This window comes from Bacteroides sp. ET225 (genome assembly GCF_024733745.1).
Lineage (GTDB): Bacteria > Bacteroidota > Bacteroidia > Bacteroidales > Bacteroidaceae > Phocaeicola > Phocaeicola excrementipullorum.
On the sequence record NZ_JANRHN010000003.1, the window covers coordinates 45,968 to 65,337 of the forward strand.

Genomic DNA, 19,370 nt, shown 5'->3' on the forward strand with positions numbered 1-19,370 from the left:
TCAATGCGACAATTTAATTTTAATAAAATAAAAACAGTCATAAAACGGATTATTCCGCATTCTTTATGGCGTTATAAAAATAAGTTACAGATTCTTCATCAGCAAAGCAAAACTGCAAAAATCTGTAATGACCTCATAAAAAAATATGAGAATGGAAAATCACTGCACTTTCCCATTCGTCCTAAAAAGGATTTTGCAAATGAACATATAATTTGGCAATATTGGGGACAAGGATATGAAAATGTTCCTGAAATGGTTCGCATATGTTTAGATTCAGTGGAATATTATAAAGGGGATTTTCAATTGCTTAGACTGACAGATAATAATATTTCGGAGTATTTAGATATTCCAGCTGAGATTTATCAAAAACGTAAATACTATTTAAAGGCACATTTTGCCGATTTCCTCCGTTTGGCTTTACTGGCCACTTATGGAGGAGTATGGTTAGACGCTACCATTCTTTTAACAGGACCTCTCCCAAAACAGTACTTTAGCTACAGTTTTTTTATGTTCCAACGAGACAATAACGAAGAAAACAAAAAATATTGGAAAAATGCTTATATTGGATATTGGGGGTGGGATCCAAAGTATAAAGTACGTTCATTGAATAGCGTAATTTTCGCTCACAAGAACAACTTGGTCATAAAGATTCTATGCGACATTTTATATACGTATTGGATAAAGAAGAATATATTCCCACATTATTATTTTTTCCAGATATTATTTAATGAATTTATACGCTCGCATCCAGCATTAAATTGTCCGATAAAAAGCGATTGCTTACCCCATTATGCAATGACTATAATATCGGAAGATTATCCACGCATGTCATTTGACGATGCTTTAAAACTGTCAACTATGCATAAAATGAATTATAAGGTTCCAGAAGTCTGTATAGAACGATTAAAAAAAGAATTGAATAAAATAAAAAAAAATGACTTCACACGCTGAAAACACGAAGCGCATAGCGAAAAACACACTAATGCTCTACGTACGGATGCTATTCAGCATGTTAGTGTCGCTATACACCTCACGGGTAATGCTGAATACGCTAGGCGTAGAAGATTATGGCATATACAACGTAGTAGGTGGCTTCGTTGCAATGTTTTCCCTCATTTCCGGCTCTCTCTCAGCCTCCTCCAGCCGATTTCTGACTTTTGAATTAGGAAAGGGAAATATGGAACGACTAAAAGAAACATTTTCTACTTCCTTGCTTATTCACGTTGTACTTGCAGGAATCGTTTTTATATTGGCTGAGAGCGTTGGGGTGTGGTTTCTAAACACACGAATGACTATTCCAGCAGAACGATTATATGCCGCTAATTGGGTTTTTCAAGCATCAGTTTTCAGCTTTATATTCAATCTATTCAGTACGCCTTATAATGCATCTATCGTAGCCCATGAGCGGATGAATACTTTTGCATACATCGGCATTGTAGATGTTGTTTTACGTTTGCTAGCAGTTCTATTCATAGCTAATTCTTCATGGAAATTCGATCGATTGATTATTTATAGTTTATTGTTGTTTGCAATAGCCATATTGCTACAATGTATCTATTTATTATATTGCAAAGTAAACTTTGAGGAATGCCAATGGCGATTTTGTTTCTGCAAAGAATGCTGGAAAGAAATGAGTTCTTTTGCCGGATGGAATTTTATAGGCAGCTCATCAAGTATATTCAAAGATCAAGGCGTAAATATTTTGCTAAACCTGATTATTGGACCAGTGATTAATGCAGCACGTGGCATAGCTATTTCTGTCAATTTAGCAATTTGTGCATTTGCCAACAATTTTATGGTAGCGCTAAATCCACAAATAACCAAGTCGTATGCATCAAACGATAGAGGATATATGTTCTCATTAGTAGAACGAGGAGCACGCTTCTCTTTTTACATTGTTTTTATGCTTGCATTACCAATAATGCTAGAAACAAATTTTGTATTAACATTATGGCTGGGAAACTTTCCAAACCATACAACAAATTTTGTCAGACTAATTCTATGCCTTTCACTATGTGATATATTATCCAACACTTTGATTACGCTACAATTGGCTACAGGGAAAATTCGTAATTACCAAATAGCTGTAGGTGGATTACAACTGATGAACTTTCCATTGTCATACATCTGTTTAAAAATTGGATTACCACCAGAATCTACCTTAATGGTAGCCATATTGATCTCTTTATCAAGTTTGGCATTACGGCTTGCCTTTCTACATAATATGGTAGGACTACCCATAAAACAATACTTATGTAATGTTTGTGTCAATGTTATATTTATTGCAATTATAGCCTCAGTTTGCCCAATTTTAGTCTATTATAACATGCATGAGGGATGGTTGCGCTTTATAACTGTCACTTTTATTAGCTTAATCAATGTTGGCGCAGTCGTTTATTTTATTGGTTGTAATAAGTCTGAACGTAAATTCATCCAAAATAAAACCTTTATCGCAAAAATGAAGTTAAGAAGATGATACAAATTGACAATAAATATCAATGTTCCGGTTGTACTGCATGTGCAAGCATCTGTACGCACAATGCTATAACGATGCAACCAGATACAATGGGGTTTTTATACCCTATTGCAGACATTGAAAAATGTGTAAATTGTGACTTATGCAATGCCGTTTGCGCATTCAATAATCATTACGACACAAGTCTGAATCTTTCACACATATCAGCATACGCGGCTAGACATAAGGATATGCATGAGATAGAAACAAGCCGGAGCGGTGCTGTTTTTATAGCTATATCTGATTGGATTTTAAAACAAGGAGGTGTTATTTATGGAGCCGGTTATACAGATCACTTTAAAGTAGTGCACAAACGAGCTACCACAAAAAGTGAAAGAAACGAGTTTAAAGGAAGTAAGTATGTACAAAGCGATTTAAATAACACATTCAAACAAATAAAACAAGATTTAAAGGCTGGTAAGATTGTCCTTTTTTCGGGGACACCTTGCCAAACTGCAGGATTAAATGCTTTTGTAGGAAAACAATTGCGCTTGAACTTATATCTTGTTGATATTGTTTGCCACGGAGTACCATCTCCATACATATGGAGAGATTATCTTATCTATCTCGAACGAAAATATAAGAACAAAATCATTAAAGTTAATTTCAGAAATAAACAATTATTTGGATGGAATGATCATAAAGAAACATTTGTCTTTTCAGATGGAAAAATGCAATGTGAGAAGAGTTTTACTTATTTATTTTACAAGCATATAATGTTTCGGAAATCTTGTTCAAACTGTCCGTTCACAAATTTTAATCGTCCGAGCGATGTAACAATCGCAGATTTTTGGGGATGGGATAAAATCGATTTTAGTCTTAATCGTGATGATAAAGGGATTTCTTTAATTTTAATCAATACAGGCAAAGGAAAAGATCTATTTGAAAAAAGCCAAAACGACATGAACTTTATAGAAGTGGAGTTGAAAAATTGCTTGCAACCCAACCTGGAGCATCCTTCAGAATTACATCCACTCAGAGATCAGTTTGAAAATGATTATAAAAAATATGGATTTCAATATATATTAAAAAAATATGGCGACAAAGGTTGGCGTTATAAAATTGAAATCCTACGCCAAAAAATCAATACAGCAAAGAAGTTAATCACACAAAAATTAATAAAATGAAAATAGGGATACTCACTTTTCATTGCGCAATAAATTATGGAGCAGTTTTGCAGGCTTTTGGCTTACAAGAATATCTAAAGGAAATGGGGCACGAAGTTTATATTATTGACTATTGCCCTGAATACCTAAAAGCAAGTTATAATATTTTTGATTGGAAATGGTCGCATGATTTCTCATTTATAACCAATGTCTATTTTCTTATTAGAAAAATAATGACCATACCTCTGCGTATCAAACGTAAATACTCTTTCATTCGCTTTTCCAATAGATTTCTTAATCTATATCCATATGAATTATGTTGTAACAAATCAAATGATTTTGATGCTTTTATAATAGGAAGCGATCAAGTCTGGAATCCCAAAATTACAAATGGTTTTGATAAAATTTATTTTGGAAAGTTCCCAGCATCTCAAGGGAAAAAAATTATTTCATATGCAGCAAGCGTAGGAAGTGTTTTAAATTTAGAAGCTTCTTTTGATAAGTTTCAAAAGCTTCTCACTTCTTTCACCTCAATAAGTGTCAGAGAAAAATCACTTGCTGAATTGATAATAAAGAATTATAAATTGCCAGTTTCTATAACTGTCGATCCCGTATTGTTATTGGGACAATCAGCTTTTACTGCAATTTCTTCTACAGAAAAGAAAAAAAAGAAACCATATGTTCTAGTCTTTCAATTGTATTACACGGAATCAGCTATTTTAGATAATGTCATAAAAAAAGTTGTTTCGAAGAAAAAACTTGCAGTATTGAAGCTTTCAGCATCATCTGAGTCTTTATTTGATAAAAATTTATTATCAGCAGAAAGTCCTCAGAATTTTTTAGATTTATTTAGGAATGCTAGTTACATAATAACGTCTTCATTTCATGGAACTATATTTGCAATACTCTTTCAGAAAGATTTTAACACAATAGGCTTTAATAAAATACAATCTGAACGTATGAATGATTTTCTTTCTTCATTAGGATTAGAACATCGCTTAATCAGCAATAATTCTCAAATTGCAACAGATACAATTAATTTCTCTGATGTAAACAAACGTTTAGAAAAGCTAAGAACCTTATCTGATAATTTTTTAACGACAGCCTTATCGTAATTTGTTTACCTAAAATGTTTTTTACAGATTATGCTTCATCCCAAAGTATCTATTATAGTTCCAATCTATAATGCAGCCAAATATTTGTACAAATGTTTGGATACACTTCTTACTCAGACATATTATAACTATGAGATTATATTAATAGACGATGGGAGTAATGATTCCTCCTTTTTAATTTGCAAACAGTATCTAAAGAAGTCCGATAAAGTAAAATTATTTCATAAAGAAAATGGAGGCGTTAGTTCTGCTCGCAATTTAGGCATAGAAAAGGCTGAAGGGCAATGGATTACATTTGTAGACAGCGATGACTGGGTTAGCCCATTTTATTTAGAACATTTAATAGGACATATATCTGAAGGAGTAGATTTAGTATTTTCTTACGCTGTGCTGATTGGAAAAGATGGGATCTTTTTAAAAGAAAAATTTCCTTCTAAAATGATTTCTTCAGATGATTTAGAAATAGCATTCGCTGAAAATGCATTTCATGGTCATACCTCTCCATGGAGTAAATTATATAAAAAGGATTTGATTGATCAAATGCATTTAAGGTTTGACGAGCAAATGCATATAGGTGAAGATTTGTTATTCTTATATAAGTATATTTTACTATGCAATAAGATTTTCATTTCAAGTGATACAGACTATTTTTACAATTATGAGGTTGATTCATCTTTGACTAAACAAACTTATAGTCTTGAATCAGAATTATCTAGCTACTGTAATATTTTTGATATAGTTACAACTATAATATCTGTCAAACAATTTAAAAATAAAAAGGCCTTATCCAATATTAGGTGGATCAAAGGATATTATTCACGACGAATATTGAATGCATTATATCAAGATAAGCATTTAAAGCGTAAAGAGCGAATTAGGTTAATAAACCAAGTAGATATAGCTTCTTATTTAAATACATTTAACATTCCGGCTACAAAAGAAAGGCTCTTAGCATTTTTACTAAGACATCACTTGTTCCGTACGTATGATACTGTAAGATTTTTATCACACAAATATTTCAAATAATTGGCCATGAATCATGAATTTATAAGTTACAGCTATGGAAAAATTAAAATTCCCATACCCTGTAATTATGCTGATTGCCTAGAACTTGTTAAAAGCGATTGGTTTCGCTGCTATGGTACAGTACCTAGCCTTGTCAAACTATTATTAGGAATGCGACGCTTAAATATTAGTTTTTCTTTTTGGCTAAGATTTTCTACTTATAAAGGAATCTTCTATCCTTTTTGCCATAAAATTTTGAACCGATATGCCCGTAAATATGGAATTCATATCGACCCCAATACGAAGATCGGCTATGGTTTGTATTTATCCCATTGTTTTGGCATTATAATTAATCCTACAGCTGTAATAGGCAATAATGTGAATTTAAGCCAATTTACAACTATCGGAAGTAATGAAAATAATGCTGCAATTATAGGAGATAACGTATATATAGGCCCAAATGTTTGCATCGTTGAAGATGTTGAAATCGGAAAGGAAGTAACAATAGGTGCAGGTGCTGTCGTTGTAAAAAATATTCCCCCAAATGCAACAGCTGTAGGCGTTCCTACGCATATTATTTCTTATGAAAGCCCTGCACGTTTTATCAACAATAAATATTTATGTTAAAGATATGAATATTATACCTATAGCTTTTGCTTTTGACAATAATCTTTCTTTTCCCGCTTGCATATGCATTTCATCTTTATTGATGAATGCAAATCCAAACACTTTTTATGACATTTTTATCTTACATTCACAAAAGGAAGAACTGGATAAAAAATACTTGAAGAAAATACCTCAATATTATACTAATTGTAAAATTCATTACAGACAAGTAGATAACACATTTGATTTAGCTTTTGAAATAAGAGGAATTACGACACCGGCTTACTACCGATTGTTAATTCCAGAACTAATTCAGGAATATGACAAAATTATTTACTCTGATGTAGATGTAATATTTCGCAATGATTTATCAAACTTTTATTTTGAAACGGATTTGGATGATTATTATGTAGCAGGAGTAAAATCTCTTTCACATTTATATTGTGAGAAGTATTACTCAAAGAAACTTCATTTGATTCCCCAAAATATTATTTATTCAGGGAATATAATTTTTAACTCCAAGAAAATAAGAGAATGCCATTTGATTTCTCAATTTAAAGAATTAGCGAAAAATAACTACACATTTCAAGACATGGATATCTTGAATATAGCGTGTAAAGATAAGATAAAATATTTATCACCCGAGTTTTGTCTAACAACTTACATTTTAGAATCCATTATTTATCATAAAAATGCGGTGCTGAATATTTGGAAGCAAACGGACATTGATAAAGCACTACAATGCGGCGTAATTCACTATAACGGACAAAAGCCTTGGAAAGGATATTGTGTAAACTTTGATATTTGGTGGGAGTATTATCGAAAATCTCCTTTTTTCGATGAAAAATTCTACTTTGATTTTTTCTATAACAAATTAAATGAATTTGATTGCCTCTCGTTATGGAAACGTATTAAAATATTAGCACGCTATTTTATATATGGCAAAAAATAACTGATACTAAATCACAGATTGTAATTCTAGAAATATGAAAGTAGCATATTGTATATTGGGAACATTTTCTTCCGGAGGCATAGAACGCGTTTTAGTTAATAAAGCAAATGCTTTGGTTAAACGTGGAGTAGAAGTTTTTATCATAACCACCGACCAAAACGGACGGAAATCTTTTTATCCATTAGATGAAAACGTTCAATGTTATGATTTGAATATAAACTATTTATCTAGAAGAAACCGTTTTTATTGGCAGAAGGCATATCATTTTTGGAATAATATTCGACTGCATAAAAAAAGACTGGCGCATCTTTTGAAACATTTGCATGTGGACATCACTGTTTCAGTTAACGGATTTGAAACTTCTTGGTTACCTGACATACATGATGGCAGTAAAAAAATACTAGAGTTTCATGTAGCCCGTTCCACTCTCAATTTTTTACAGCGACCCGGCTTGCCTGGATTGTTTGATCGGTATCTAAATCACAAAATGTTTTCAGCCATAGATAGATACGATCGCTTCATTATATTAACGGAAGAAGATGCTAAAAATTGGAAAGAATATAAAAATGTAGAGGTAATTCCAAATGCAAAAACATTTGAATATAATTCTCCGATGGCGTTGTTGGAACAAAAGAGAGTTATATCCGTTGGCCATTATACACGTCGAAAAGGCTTTGAACGCATGATTCGAGCTTGGAGTTTGGTCCATAAAGAAATACCTGACTGGACATTACACATTATAGGGGAAGGAGAAGAAAGACAAAGGTTACAACAACAAATAGAAGAATCAGGACTACATGATTCAGTCTTTTTGAATGGAACCTCTTCTGATGTCAAGAATGAATATTTAAAATCTTCTATATTTGTGATGACTTCTTATTATGAAGGATTACCGATGGTTATTCTGGAAGCTGAATCTTTAGGAGTGCCTGTTGTTTCATTTGCTTGCCCTTCAGGTCCGCGCGATATTATCACTGATGGAGAAGATGGGTTCTTGGTTCCTAATGGTAATATAGAATTGTTGGCGGCTAAATTAATTGAGCTGATGAAAGATAAAGACAAGCGAAAAGAAATGGGACAAAAGGCATTTATTAATTCAAACCGTTTTACAGAAGAGCGAATTATGGAAAAATGGATGGATTTGTTTAATCGGTTAACAAACAAATGAAACTGAATATAAATGTATAAAATGATACCTACCTTTGTTGTAAATTTAGAGCGTACTCCCGAAAGAAAGGTTTACATGAACCGATTACTTTCTCAATTTAACTTTTTGGATGTTTCTTTTATAAAGGCGATTGATGGAAAATGTCTGTCTGAAGAGGAATTGACTAACCGTTTTGATAGAAAACTAGCATACCAAAGATATGGACGTAATCTGAATGTGGGTGAGATTGGCTGTACATTGAGCCATTATCAATGTTACCAGAAGATTTTAAGGGAAAAACTAAGTTATGTATTAATACTGGAGGACGATGTCACAATAATGAAAGAGTTGTCTATTGCAAAAGAGTTGATAGCACATATTAATACAAATGTTCCTACAATCTTATTCTTATCTGCTGATTATTGGTATTATCAATTAAAGAAGATAAATGAAAAATATTCAATAGCATCAGTCTTTGATGCTGTAGGATCGTATGCTTATTTAATAAATTATGCAGCAGTAAAACTTATATTAAAAAAGAATAAAGTTGCAGCTAATGTAGCAGACAGTTGGGCTTTGTATAAAAGACAAGGAGTCCACTTAAAAGCCATTTACCCATATTTAGTGGATGCAAATATAGAATCTTTTAACTCAACAATCAATCAATCTTGTTGGGGAGGTAAAAAAGATAACATGTCTTTAGCAAATTGCATTGATGCTTATTGGTTGGCCATAGGAAAGAAGTTGCTTCGTAAAAAGTTCGTTTCAAAAATAAGGAAATGAAAGTCTTAAAGATTAAATTTGTAGATTTCTGGGGTGATTTTAATCCGGAATTTAATTTCATAATAAAAGCATTAAAAAAACATTACAAAGTAGTTCTGACGGACTCACCTGATTATCTTTTCTTTTCTACTTTTGGATACGCCCATTTAAAATACAACTGCATAAAGATTATGTTTGTCGGTGAAAATATTGTACCGGATTTTAATCTTTGTGATTATGCAATGGGGTTTGATTTTTTAAATTTCGGAGACAGATATTTACGATTACCTCTATTCGTTGTATGTGATAATTTCAAGAATCTTCCCTTGGAAAAAGACTTTACACCAGACAGAATCTTGAATAGAAAATTTTGTAGTGTGGTCGTTTCCAATGCGAAATGGTCAAATCCCATCAGGGAACGTTTCTTTCGACTGCTTTCTGAATATAAACAAGTAGATTCTGGCGGAAAGTTATGGAATAATGTAGGAGGACCAATCCATGACAAATTAAAATTCATCAGCGGTTATAAATTTAATATAGCTTTTGAAAACAGTTCGGTGCTTGGTTATACTACTGAAAAAATCTTAGATGCCATGGTGGCCGACACACTTCCTATTTATTGGGGTAACCCTTGGATTGGAAAAGATTTTAATGAATTATCATTTGTAAACGTTAGAGAATATTCCTCTCTGGAAAAAGTCGTAGAACGAATTGTGGAATTAGATTCCAACGACAACCTCTATCTTAAAATGATGAAAGAACCTTGGATTAATAATTCAGAAATCCTCAATTGGGAAAACAGGCTTTCTGACTTTTTCTATCACATATTTGAAAAGCCCTTGGAATCTGCGCGGTATTTGGTTGATGACGGCATGCAAAAGTTATACAAACAAAACTTGAAGATTTTGGCCTTTGCAAACGAAAAGTTGAAAATATCACGTTTTATTTCTGCATATAAAAAACTGAAGGATACGATATGAAAATAAGTGTAATTGTTCCTATATACAATGTAGAATACTTCATAGCCCGTTGCACTGTTTCATTAATGGAACAGACTCTTCAAAATGTGGAATACATATTTGTCGACGACTGTTCGCCTGACAACAGCATTTCTTTATTAAAAAAAACAATTGCATCTTATCCTGATCGAATACCCAATGTTAAAATTCTTTCCCATAAATGCAATGAAGGACTTCCTACGGCAAGAAATACGGGACTTAAAGTAGCCACTGGCGATTATATCTTTCATTGCGATAGTGATGATTGGGTGGAAAAAGATATGCTGGCTCAATTATATGAAAAAGCAATAGAAAAGAATGCAGATATTGTATGGTGTGATTGGTTTTTATCATTCAACAAGAACGAACGCTACATGAAACAGCCGGATTATACTACTGCTTCCGCTTCTTTACAAGGAATGCTTTCAGGATCAATGAAATACAATGTTTGGAACAAACTCATAAAAAGAAGTCTATACGAAAAAAACGGTATTTGGTTCCCAGAAGGACATGGAATGGGAGAAGATATGACAATGATACGCTTAATGGCTTGTGCAAAACATGTAGCATATGTGCCTAAAGCATTTTACCATTATGTAAGACTAAATACAAGAGCTTTCACACAAGCCTATTCCAAAAGAAATCTTGAGGATTTGCGTTATAATGTGGAAGAAACTATTCATTTTTTAGAAAAGAGGAAAGGTAACACCCTGCAAAAGGAAATAGCCTTTTTTTTATTGAATATCAAACTGCCTTTCCTTATAACAGATAACAAAAAGATGTATCAATTGTGGAATGAATGGTACAAGGAGGCCAATGCCTATATTTTAAAAAATAAAGACTTATCATTAAGACTGCGTCTTTTGCAATATGCAGCAGCACAAAGATGTTATCTTTTAGTTTGGCTATATTACAAGGTGGTATATAAATTTATTTATGGTATAATCTATAAATAATTTCGGAATGATAAAAGCAATATTGGTAATTATCACTACGGCAATTGTCAGTTTATATTATTTTCCTTTCCCGTTAACTTTTTTGCCAGGTGTAACGGGTAAGACCATTATGGCAGTAATAGGATTGGTCATGTTTGGCTATCAACATGCTTGTAAAAAAAAGTCTGATTTTGACAGCAATATCTATGAACTTTTAATCTGGGCTATAATCATATCCATAGTAGGTTTGTTTTCCGTTGTCTATAACAATACACCTGATTACACATATGCTACCTATATTATATCTATGAGTGTTTGGCTCAGTGCTGCATATGTCGTTTGTAGCCTTATAAAAACAGTACATGGATATATTTCATTTCCACTAATATGCAATTACTTAATAATCGTTTGTGTAGGACAATGCATATTGGCTTTAATGATTGATTTTATGCCTTCAATGAAAGCTATTGCCGTAGCAATTATGGGTCCACAAGATGACATGGAGAATATGAAACGTTTATATGGCATAGGTGCTTCACTTGATACAGCGGGAATTCGCTTTTCTGTTGTACTAGTTATAATCGCTTTCGGTTTAACAAGAATTGGAGACTTTTTTAATAAAAAATACATCTGGATTTATATTATGGCTTTTCTGGTATTGGCTGTAATAGGTAACATGATGGCTCGCACAACTTCCGTTGGAGTAATTATGGGATTACTATATTTAATATATGCATCAGGGAATTCTTCTGGTGTATCACGATGGAAAATATTTTTATGGATGCTATTTCTGGTTGTAGCATTAACTCCTATTATCATATATTTTTATAATACGAATACAGCTATACATAAATATGTCCGATTTGCATTTGAAGGCTTTTTTAGTTTTTTTGAAACGGGAAAATGGGAAGTAGGCTCAAATGAGATACTGAAATCAATGTATGTGTTTCCTGAAACGCTGAAAACTTGGATTATCGGTGACGGATATTTTCTTAATCCTTCAGACATTGATTCCTATTATACTGGAAAAATTTATGGCGGTTATTATATGGGCACAGATGTGGGATATTTACGTTTTATCTTTTATTTTGGCTTAATTGGTTTAATTGCATTTTCCATATTCATTTATAAAACATATAGAATTTGTTACCAACGTTTTCCCTATATGAAAGATTTATTTTTTATGATACTTCTTATAAACTTCATCGTTTGGTTCAAGGTATCTACCGATATATTTCTTGTTTTTGCCCTCTTCCTAATGGTTGACAAAACAGACAATGAGAAGATGGAAAAGCAGACATGCAATAAAACAGTAAACATATCCCCAACATAAAAGACTAATTTTTATTTAACCTAAAAGAAACATAAAGATATAGTCAAGCAGATCTTGCACAAGAAGCATCTAGAAAAGTGAACTTTCTCTGAATTCAGAAAAGATAATTATATTGACAAGACAGAATATGCATTTTACTCTGAGATCAAAAACATATTTCTTAATAGAATTGGACATTTTTAGAGAACTACACTAAACGACTCATATCACTAACGTTATTATATGAAAATAATTTACTGCATAGCTGGCACCCGACATTCAGGAGGGATGGAACGAGTATTAGCAAACAAAGCTAATTTCTTGGCAGAATGCGGATACGACATTGTTATTGTAACAACGGATCAGTGTGGGGAATCTTCTTTTTTTCCATTGAACAACCGCATCAGATGTATTGATCTAAATATCAATTACGAGGAGAACAACGGTAAGTCTATCTGGAACAAACTGGTTCATTATCCTATTAAACAGATAAAACATAAAAGAAGACTTACGGCATTATTAAAAAAAGAGAAACCCGACATAACGATTTCCATGTACTGCAATGACGCAGAATTTTTACCGTCTATTCATGATGGGAGTAAGAAGATTCTAGAAATACATTTTTCTCGTTTCAAACGGTTACAGTATGGTCGGAAAGGTTTGTGGAAATTAGCGGACAGATTCAGAAGTCACCAAGACGCATCCATTGTAAAAAAATATGACAAATTTGTTGTTTTAACCAATGAAGACAAAAGTTATTGGGGAAATTTAAAAAATATCTGTGTTATACCCAATGCACGTACTTTTACATTTTCAAGTCTAACTCCACTAGATAATAAAGAAGTAATTGCCGTTGGAAGGTATTGCTTTCAAAAGGGATTCGACATATTGATAGATGCATGGTATATTGTGTGTAAAAAAAATGCAGACTGGATTTTACGTATCGTGGGAAACGGTGAACAACATGAAGAATTACAACGGAAAATCAATATTTATGGTATAGGAGAACGTGTCATTCTTGATAATTCAAGACCTAATATGATTTCTATTTATCAAAAGGCCTCTCTATTTGTTCTGTCTTCAAGATACGAAGGGCTTCCTATGGTTCTTCTGGAAGCACAATCCGCGGGACTTCCTGTCGTCAGTTTTACTTGTAAATGTGGACCAAAAGATTTAATTGAAGATGGCATCAGCGGTTTCCTTGTTTCTGAAGGAGATGTGATAGAGTTAGCCAACAAAATACTACGGTTAATGGAAGACAAGAAATTGCGTGAATCAATGGGAAAGGCAGCATTTATCAATTCTAGAAAATATTCCATGGAACATGTCATGCAGCAATGGATTGACCTGTTCGGAAATCTTACACAAAAATGATGAAAACAATCGTGGTTTCAGCAGTAAACTTGCGTAAAGGAGGCACATTGACTATACTTCAGAATTGTTTGAAGTTCCTTTCTGAATCTGCTTTGTCAAAAGAATACAAAATCATAGCACTTGTACATAAAAGGAAACTTGCTGACTATCCGAATATTCAATATGTGGAAATGCCGGATATTATAAAAGGATGGGGACGAAGATTATGGTGTGAATATGTTACAATGTTCCAGCTTTCAAAAACATTTGCTCCCGTATATCTTTGGCTTTCTTTACATGATACAACTCCAAGAGTACGTGCGGAACGGCAGGCTGTTTATTGTCAGACCTCTTTCCCTTTTTATAAATGGCATTGGAGAGATTTTCTTTTTGACTATAAGATCCCATTGTTTTCGATATTTACCCGTTTTGCCTATCAAATAAATGTACATAAAAATATATATATGATTGTACAACAAGAATATCTTAGACAAGGTTTCAGTAAAATGTTAGGGGTAGAAAAAAAGCATTTTATTGTAGCACCTCCCGAACTTAAGCGATATGACTTGCCTTCCTCTATAGAATGTAGAAATATTTACTATACTTTTTTATTTGCCTCTACACCTGACTGCCATAAAAATTTTGAAACGGTATGTGAGGCTGCAAGATTATTGGAGAGCGAAATGGGACAAAATAGATTTAGACTCCTATTAACAATTGATGGAACAGAAAACAAATATTCACGTTGGCTTTTCAGGAAATGGGGAAAAGTCAAATCAATTTGTTTTGAAGGATTAATGAATCGAAATAAATTGTTTGACTGTTACACTTCTGTTGACTGTCTTGTCTTTCCATCCAAGGTTGAAACTTGGGGGCTTCCTATTTCTGAATTTATGTGTACCGGAAAACCTATGCTGCTAGCTGATTTACCCTATGCACATGGAGCGGCGGCCGGCAGCAAAAAAACAGCTTTCTTTACTCCGGAAGATGCTTGTCAATTGAAAAAAATGATGAAGCGTTTAATTGAAGGGGATGAATCTGATTTACAAAACATAAAGCGGAAAAAAATAGATGCTCCAAAAGCTTTCTCATGGGAAGAACTATTTCATTATTTGATATACGAAAAGCCCTCCAATTAAAGAATTCTTTATATCACTTGAAACATTAATCTGATTTAGGGCGACATAAAAGGGCTGCTTGACGCTGCCCGCACCATCCGGAAAGCCGGAAAGCTGCACTATCAGCAACTGTGCCGCAAATACGCCTTGGAGCATTTCAACAAAGAAGACCGCTATGCGGACTATATCCGGCTTTATGACGAACTGACGGAGCGTCACTGACATGCTGCAACGGATCTAAAGCGGAGGCATACAGTCAGACGCTGCCGGGAACAACAAACAAATGAAAAACTTCTATGAAAAATAAACCGTTGAAAATACTGCAACTCGGCAAATTTTATCCGATACGCGGAGGAATAGAAAAGGTGGCATATGACTTAACTGTCGGACTGTCTGAACAGCACACTGACTGTGACATGATGTGCGCTGCCATACAAGGGGGAAACAGGATCATTCCAATAAACGAACATGCACGGATAATATGCTGCCATACATGGATGAAAGCCGCCGCAACCATGATTTCGCCGGCTATGGTCTTTATGCTGCGGAAGATGCAGCGGCAATATGACATCATCCATGTGCATCATCCCGATCCGATGGCCTGCCTGGCCTTGTTTCTGTCCGGCTACAAGGGGAGAGTCATCCTGCACTGGCATAGCGACATATTGAAGCAGCAGTTTCTGCTGAAACTGTACAAGCCGCTGCAACAATGGCTGATCAGACGTGCTGACCTGATTATAGGCACATCGCCTGTATATCTGGCCGAATCACCTTTTCTGCAGAAAGTACAGGAAAAAACGGTCTGCCTTCCGATCGGAATAGCACCCGTAAAACAGGACTTGAAAAAAACAGAAGAAATCAGAGAAAGATACAGGGGAAAAAAAATCGTGTTCTCGCTTGGGCGTTTGGTCCCTTACAAAGGCTACAGATACCTGATCAATGCAGCCAAATACTTGGATGAAAGCTATGTGATCCTGATAGGGGGAACAGGACCGCTGAAAGATGACCTGCAGAAAGAAATCGAAGAACAGAACCTGTCGGAGAAAGTATTTCTGGTAGGACGTATCAGCGATGAAGAGCTTTCAGGATACTATGGAGCATGCGATGTGTTCTGTCTCAGCAGCATACAAAAGACAGAAGCTTTCGGCATCGTGCAGATCGAAGCCATGTCGTGCGGAAAACCGGTTATCGCCACAAACATTCCGCATTCAGGAGTGGCGTGGGTTAATGCGCACGGCATATCCGGACTGAATGTCAATCCGGAAGATGCGCACAGGCTGGCCGAAGCCATCAAAGCCGTAACGGAAGACGAAGCTGCATATAAAAGGTATTCAGAAGGTGCAGCAAGCAGATACCGGGAGCTATTCACCAAGGAAAAGATGATAAGTAAATGCTTAAATATATATTGTTATGAAAAATGAAAGTACAGATGCAATCGCAAAGACACTGGAAGCAAATGTAACGGCAGAAAGAAGTTACAATTACAGAAGCATGTCGGTTGCTGCATGTAGGACAAAACGTGCCTTTGACATTCTGGGGAGTTTGTTGGGTATGGTGGTTTTCTCGCCTGTATACCTGACCATTTATTATCTGATCAAACGGGAAGATGGAGGCCCGGCCATATTCAAGCAGGAACGTATCGGCTATGGGGGAAAGCCGTTCATGCTCTACAAATTCCGCTCCATGACCGTACAGTCTGAATCGGACGGCAAACCGGCTTTATGCCAGAAGAACGACAAACGGCTCACCAAGATAGGAGCTTTCCTGCGTGAGCATCATCTGGACGAACTGCCTCAACTGTGGAACATACTCAAAGGGGAAATGAGTTTTGTGGGGCCGCGCCCGGAACGCAAGTTCTTTGTCGACAAAATTACGGCGATAAATCCGAACTACGAACTGCTGTACCAGCTTCGCCCCGGGGTTTTTTCTCCGGCCACGCTCTACAACGGCTATACCGATACGATGGAGAAAATGCTGGAACGGCTCAGAATGGACCTGAAATATATGAGGGAAAGGTCATTGTGGCTTGACTGCAAGATTATCTTCCTTACGGTAAGTTCCATTCTTACAGGAAAGAAATTCTAAAACAACAAATATGGTAAAGACAAAACCCGGACTGAAACTGAGAAAAATAGGCAGCCAGTACATGATTGCGGACGCATGCGACGGAAATGTAAACATGAGCAGCGTATATAGCCTGAATCAGACGGCTGCACAGCTATGGACACAGATAGAGGAAGGAAATTCAACCCCTGAGGGACTGGCCGACTATCTGTGCGGAATATATGAAACAAACAAAGATACGGCTCTGCACGACGTGGAAAGGCAACTGGCCGAATGGAGATCTTATGGCCTGATATGCTGACCCCTCCGAAACTATGACATCCAGGGAAACAGAAAATACCGGAAAGGTACAGACGGCGTTGCTTGCGCTTCTGAAGGCCGGATTATGGGAATGCAGCCCGAACAACCTGAATCTTTTTCCTCTTTCGGCAACGGAGTGGAAGCATGTATTCAGGATGGCCGGACAGCAGACGGTTACCGGACTGACATTCCAGGGACTGCGCTGCTTGCCGGACAATCTGCTTCCTCCCCAAACATTGCTGCTGCAATGGACCGCCGAAACGGATGCCATCGAACGGAGAAACAAAAAAATGAACGCTGCATTGCAGACTCTCTGCTCCTCTTTCAAGGAAAAAGGACTGAATCCGATCCTCCAGAAAGGACAAGGCATAGCCCGGCTTTACGAAAATCCGCTGCTCAGGGAATGCGGCGACATCGATCTTTATTTTCAAAGCGCACACGACAGGGAGGCCGCACTGCAACATATAAGGCAAATGCGCATACAGATAAAGGAAGAACCCGACGGCAGTGCATTCTACGTGTGGCAAGGAGTGAAGGTGGAACATCACCAACGGCTGTTTGATCTGTACAATCCATTCCAGCAGCATGCCATCGGCCTGCTGATACGTCAGAAAGGATTTCAAGAAACAGGATCGGCACCTTACCGGCTTCCCTCCCCTTTCCTCAACCTGCTATTGCTGAACCTGCACATCCTGAAACATGCGCTGGGACGAGGCATCGGCCTGCGCCAGTTTTGCGACATGGCACGTGCCTGCTACAAACTGCATGGGGATATCAACCGGGAAGAAATGAAAACAGTATGCCGGAAACTGGGGCTCGGACAATGGAATCCGCTGCTGCATGCTTTTCTGGTAAACTGCCTCGGGCTGCCTGCCGAATGCCTTCCATACGATGAAACCGCATCTACAGCACAGCCTCTATCCGAAATTGTCTGGAGGGGAGGAAACTTCGGACAGCATAACCCGCTATACAGCAACACGGAAGGAAAGGCACGCAAATGGGAAACAGCACGCTCATTCGGACACAACGTAGGCTTTGCTTTCCGCTATGCACCGACAGAAGCCTTTTGGATTTTCACCAGCCTGATAAAAGGACAGTTCAGGTAAAGGAGGCAGAGAGATTAGAGTTTAAATTTTCCGATTAAGTATTTTTATGCCTATCAATTGCACTACATATTATTTCCGCATAGCAGACTTTCTGTTCTCGGTACAGTTGCCTGAAGCATCAGACATCGAAAAGCTGCTTCCTTCCTTCCGCCCTTTCCGGGAAACAGAAAATACGGACGGACAGATTCTTTTCAACTTTTCGGCACTGCCAGACGGTATTTCGCAGGAAGAAAGTTCGGACAAGCTGCTGGAGGAAACCGATAATGACATGGGTCATCTGAGCTTATACGCTTCAAGCTCAGGCTACCGCGTTGATGTTTCAAACAACGGCTATACCCATCGGCTACAGGCATCCCCGGACTTTTCGTCCGTCAGAGCTTCTGTTCTGTGGAGCGACAAATACGTGGGAAACATACTGTCTTCCATGATCCGCATCGCTTATGCACAAGCCATACTGCCCCATGAGGCTGTATCCATTCATGCCGCAACGGTTTCACACGAAAACAAGGCTTACCTTTTCATGGGAAAAAGCGGAACAGGCAAAAGCACCCATGCCAGTCTATGGACCGCCTGCATACCGGGTGCCGAACTGTTGAACGATGACAATCCTACCGTCCGCATCGTGAACGACAAAGCATATGCCTACGGCACACCCTGGAGCGGAAAGACGCCCTGCTATAAAAACGCCTCCTATCCCATAGAAGGGATGGTACGGCTGGTCCAGGCACCCGAAAACCGCTTCATCCTGAAGGAAGGAACAAAAGCATTTGCCATCCTTTATCCGGGATGCTCAGTGATATCGCAGGATATCCGCCTGCGCAACTGCCTGTACGACACACTGGCACGGCTGTCCGGAATGACAACCGTCGGTACGCTTGAATGCAGACCCGACGAGGAAGCGGCACTTCTGTGCTTTCAGAATCTGAATCGTTTATCAACTCCAGATGAAATAAGTATAATCCATTAAATTTATAAC

At 36.6% G+C, this 19,370-nt stretch carries 19 protein-coding genes; all 19 read left to right on the top strand.

Annotated features, from left to right (window positions below):
• Positions 1-3 precede the first annotated feature (3 nt).
• The 19 genes from NW212_RS02030 to NW212_RS02120 all read left to right on the top strand — a co-directional run bounded on the left by NW212_RS02030 (position 4) and on the right by NW212_RS02120 (position 19,361).
• Positions 4-951 carry a capsular polysaccharide synthesis protein gene (locus NW212_RS02030; RefSeq protein WP_258336986.1) on the top strand — a complete coding sequence of 316 codons (948 nt, stop codon included), beginning with the start codon at positions 4-6 and terminating at the stop codon, positions 949-951.
• Complete coding sequence (locus NW212_RS02035) at positions 935-2,476, top strand: lipopolysaccharide biosynthesis protein (RefSeq protein WP_258336987.1); 1,542 nt, start codon at positions 935-937, stop codon at positions 2,474-2,476. The genes NW212_RS02030 and NW212_RS02035 overlap by 17 nt, the downstream gene beginning before the upstream one ends.
• On the top strand, positions 2,473-3,642 hold the full coding sequence (locus NW212_RS02040) for a Coenzyme F420 hydrogenase/dehydrogenase, beta subunit C-terminal domain (protein ID WP_258336988.1): 1,170 nt from the start codon (positions 2,473-2,475) through the stop codon (positions 3,640-3,642). Before NW212_RS02035 ends, NW212_RS02040 begins: the two co-directional genes overlap by 4 nt.
• Positions 3,639-4,736 carry a polysaccharide pyruvyl transferase family protein gene (locus NW212_RS02045; RefSeq protein WP_258336989.1) on the top strand — a complete coding sequence of 366 codons (1,098 nt, stop codon included), beginning with the start codon at positions 3,639-3,641 and terminating at the stop codon, positions 4,734-4,736. The genes NW212_RS02040 and NW212_RS02045 overlap by 4 nt, the downstream gene beginning before the upstream one ends.
• A 30-nt stretch (positions 4,737-4,766) precedes the next feature.
• On the top strand, positions 4,767-5,762 hold the full coding sequence (locus NW212_RS02050; RefSeq protein ID WP_258336990.1) for a glycosyltransferase family A protein: 996 nt from the start codon (positions 4,767-4,769) through the stop codon (positions 5,760-5,762).
• Positions 5,763-5,768: 6 nt separating this feature from the next.
• A complete protein-coding gene (locus tag NW212_RS02055) occupies positions 5,769-6,368 on the top strand; it encodes a serine acetyltransferase (protein ID WP_258336991.1) in 600 nt (199 codons plus the stop codon).
• A complete protein-coding gene (locus tag NW212_RS02060; RefSeq protein WP_258336992.1) occupies positions 6,325-7,299 on the top strand; it encodes a glycosyltransferase family 8 protein in 975 nt (324 codons plus the stop codon). Before NW212_RS02055 ends, NW212_RS02060 begins: the two co-directional genes overlap by 44 nt.
• A 34-nt stretch (positions 7,300-7,333) precedes the next feature.
• Positions 7,334-8,467, top strand: coding sequence for a glycosyltransferase family 4 protein (locus NW212_RS02065; protein WP_258336993.1), 1,134 nt, complete (start codon positions 7,334-7,336; stop codon positions 8,465-8,467).
• A 12-nt stretch (positions 8,468-8,479) separates the two neighbouring features.
• Positions 8,480-9,229 (top strand): glycosyltransferase family 25 protein, encoded by a 750-nt coding sequence (locus tag NW212_RS02070; protein ID WP_258336994.1) that lies wholly within the window; start codon positions 8,480-8,482, stop codon positions 9,227-9,229.
• On the top strand, positions 9,226-10,188 hold the full coding sequence (locus NW212_RS02075) for a glycosyltransferase family 10 domain-containing protein (protein ID WP_258336995.1): 963 nt from the start codon (positions 9,226-9,228) through the stop codon (positions 10,186-10,188). Before NW212_RS02070 ends, NW212_RS02075 begins: the two co-directional genes overlap by 4 nt.
• Entirely contained in the window at positions 10,185-11,162 is a 978-nt protein-coding gene (locus NW212_RS02080) for a glycosyltransferase family 2 protein (protein WP_258336996.1), read from the top strand. Before NW212_RS02075 ends, NW212_RS02080 begins: the two co-directional genes overlap by 4 nt.
• A 7-nt stretch (positions 11,163-11,169) precedes the next feature.
• Positions 11,170-12,474 carry a hypothetical protein gene (locus tag NW212_RS02085; RefSeq protein WP_258336997.1) on the top strand — a complete coding sequence of 435 codons (1,305 nt, stop codon included), beginning with the start codon at positions 11,170-11,172 and terminating at the stop codon, positions 12,472-12,474.
• Positions 12,475-12,696: 222 nt separating this feature from the next.
• A complete protein-coding gene (locus NW212_RS02090; RefSeq protein ID WP_258336998.1) occupies positions 12,697-13,827 on the top strand; it encodes a glycosyltransferase family 4 protein in 1,131 nt (376 codons plus the stop codon).
• On the top strand, positions 13,824-14,945 hold the full coding sequence (locus tag NW212_RS02095; protein ID WP_258336999.1) for a glycosyltransferase family 1 protein: 1,122 nt from the start codon (positions 13,824-13,826) through the stop codon (positions 14,943-14,945). Before NW212_RS02090 ends, NW212_RS02095 begins: the two co-directional genes overlap by 4 nt.
• A 275-nt stretch (positions 14,946-15,220) precedes the next feature.
• On the top strand, positions 15,221-16,345 hold the full coding sequence (locus tag NW212_RS02100) for a glycosyltransferase family 4 protein (RefSeq protein ID WP_258337000.1): 1,125 nt from the start codon (positions 15,221-15,223) through the stop codon (positions 16,343-16,345).
• A 70-nt stretch (positions 16,346-16,415) separates the two neighbouring features.
• Positions 16,416-17,009, top strand: coding sequence for a sugar transferase (locus NW212_RS02105; RefSeq protein ID WP_258337093.1), 594 nt, complete (start codon positions 16,416-16,418; stop codon positions 17,007-17,009).
• A gap of 10 nt (positions 17,010-17,019) precedes the next feature.
• Positions 17,020-17,289: a PqqD family protein gene (locus NW212_RS02110; RefSeq protein WP_258337001.1), complete on the top strand. Its 270-nt coding sequence runs from the start codon at positions 17,020-17,022 to the stop codon at positions 17,287-17,289.
• A gap of 13 nt (positions 17,290-17,302) precedes the next feature.
• Entirely contained in the window at positions 17,303-18,394 is a 1,092-nt protein-coding gene (locus NW212_RS02115; protein ID WP_258337002.1) for a nucleotidyltransferase family protein, read from the top strand.
• A gap of 46 nt (positions 18,395-18,440) precedes the next feature.
• A complete protein-coding gene (locus tag NW212_RS02120) occupies positions 18,441-19,361 on the top strand; it encodes a phosphoenolpyruvate carboxykinase (protein ID WP_258337003.1) in 921 nt (306 codons plus the stop codon).
• Positions 19,362-19,370 lie beyond the last annotated feature (9 nt).

Bases quoted from the DNA above. Each gene is read 5' to 3' on its own strand.
- NW212_RS02030 (WP_258336986.1), top strand. From the start codon at position 4: ATGCGACAATTTAATTTTAATAAAATAAAAACAGTCATAAAACGGATT.
- NW212_RS02035 (WP_258336987.1), top strand. From the start codon at position 935: ATGACTTCACACGCTGAAAACACGAAGCGCATAGCGAAAAACACACTA.
- NW212_RS02040 (WP_258336988.1), top strand. From the start codon at position 2,473: ATGATACAAATTGACAATAAATATCAATGTTCCGGTTGTACTGCATGT.
- NW212_RS02045 (WP_258336989.1), top strand. From the start codon at position 3,639: ATGAAAATAGGGATACTCACTTTTCATTGCGCAATAAATTATGGAGCA.
- NW212_RS02050 (WP_258336990.1), top strand. From the start codon at position 4,767: ATGCTTCATCCCAAAGTATCTATTATAGTTCCAATCTATAATGCAGCC.
- NW212_RS02055 (WP_258336991.1), top strand. From the start codon at position 5,769: ATGAATCATGAATTTATAAGTTACAGCTATGGAAAAATTAAAATTCCC.
- NW212_RS02060 (WP_258336992.1), top strand. From the start codon at position 6,325: ATGAAAGCCCTGCACGTTTTATCAACAATAAATATTTATGTTAAAGAT.
- NW212_RS02065 (WP_258336993.1), top strand. From the start codon at position 7,334: ATGAAAGTAGCATATTGTATATTGGGAACATTTTCTTCCGGAGGCATA.
- NW212_RS02070 (WP_258336994.1), top strand. From the start codon at position 8,480: ATGTATAAAATGATACCTACCTTTGTTGTAAATTTAGAGCGTACTCCC.
- NW212_RS02075 (WP_258336995.1), top strand. From the start codon at position 9,226: ATGAAAGTCTTAAAGATTAAATTTGTAGATTTCTGGGGTGATTTTAAT.
- NW212_RS02080 (WP_258336996.1), top strand. From the start codon at position 10,185: ATGAAAATAAGTGTAATTGTTCCTATATACAATGTAGAATACTTCATA.
- NW212_RS02085 (WP_258336997.1), top strand. From the start codon at position 11,170: ATGATAAAAGCAATATTGGTAATTATCACTACGGCAATTGTCAGTTTA.
- NW212_RS02090 (WP_258336998.1), top strand. From the start codon at position 12,697: ATGAAAATAATTTACTGCATAGCTGGCACCCGACATTCAGGAGGGATG.
- NW212_RS02095 (WP_258336999.1), top strand. From the start codon at position 13,824: ATGATGAAAACAATCGTGGTTTCAGCAGTAAACTTGCGTAAAGGAGGC.
- NW212_RS02100 (WP_258337000.1), top strand. From the start codon at position 15,221: ATGAAAAATAAACCGTTGAAAATACTGCAACTCGGCAAATTTTATCCG.
- NW212_RS02105 (WP_258337093.1), top strand. From the start codon at position 16,416: ATGTCGGTTGCTGCATGTAGGACAAAACGTGCCTTTGACATTCTGGGG.
- NW212_RS02110 (WP_258337001.1), top strand. From the start codon at position 17,020: ATGGTAAAGACAAAACCCGGACTGAAACTGAGAAAAATAGGCAGCCAG.
- NW212_RS02115 (WP_258337002.1), top strand. From the start codon at position 17,303: ATGACATCCAGGGAAACAGAAAATACCGGAAAGGTACAGACGGCGTTG.
- NW212_RS02120 (WP_258337003.1), top strand. From the start codon at position 18,441: ATGCCTATCAATTGCACTACATATTATTTCCGCATAGCAGACTTTCTG.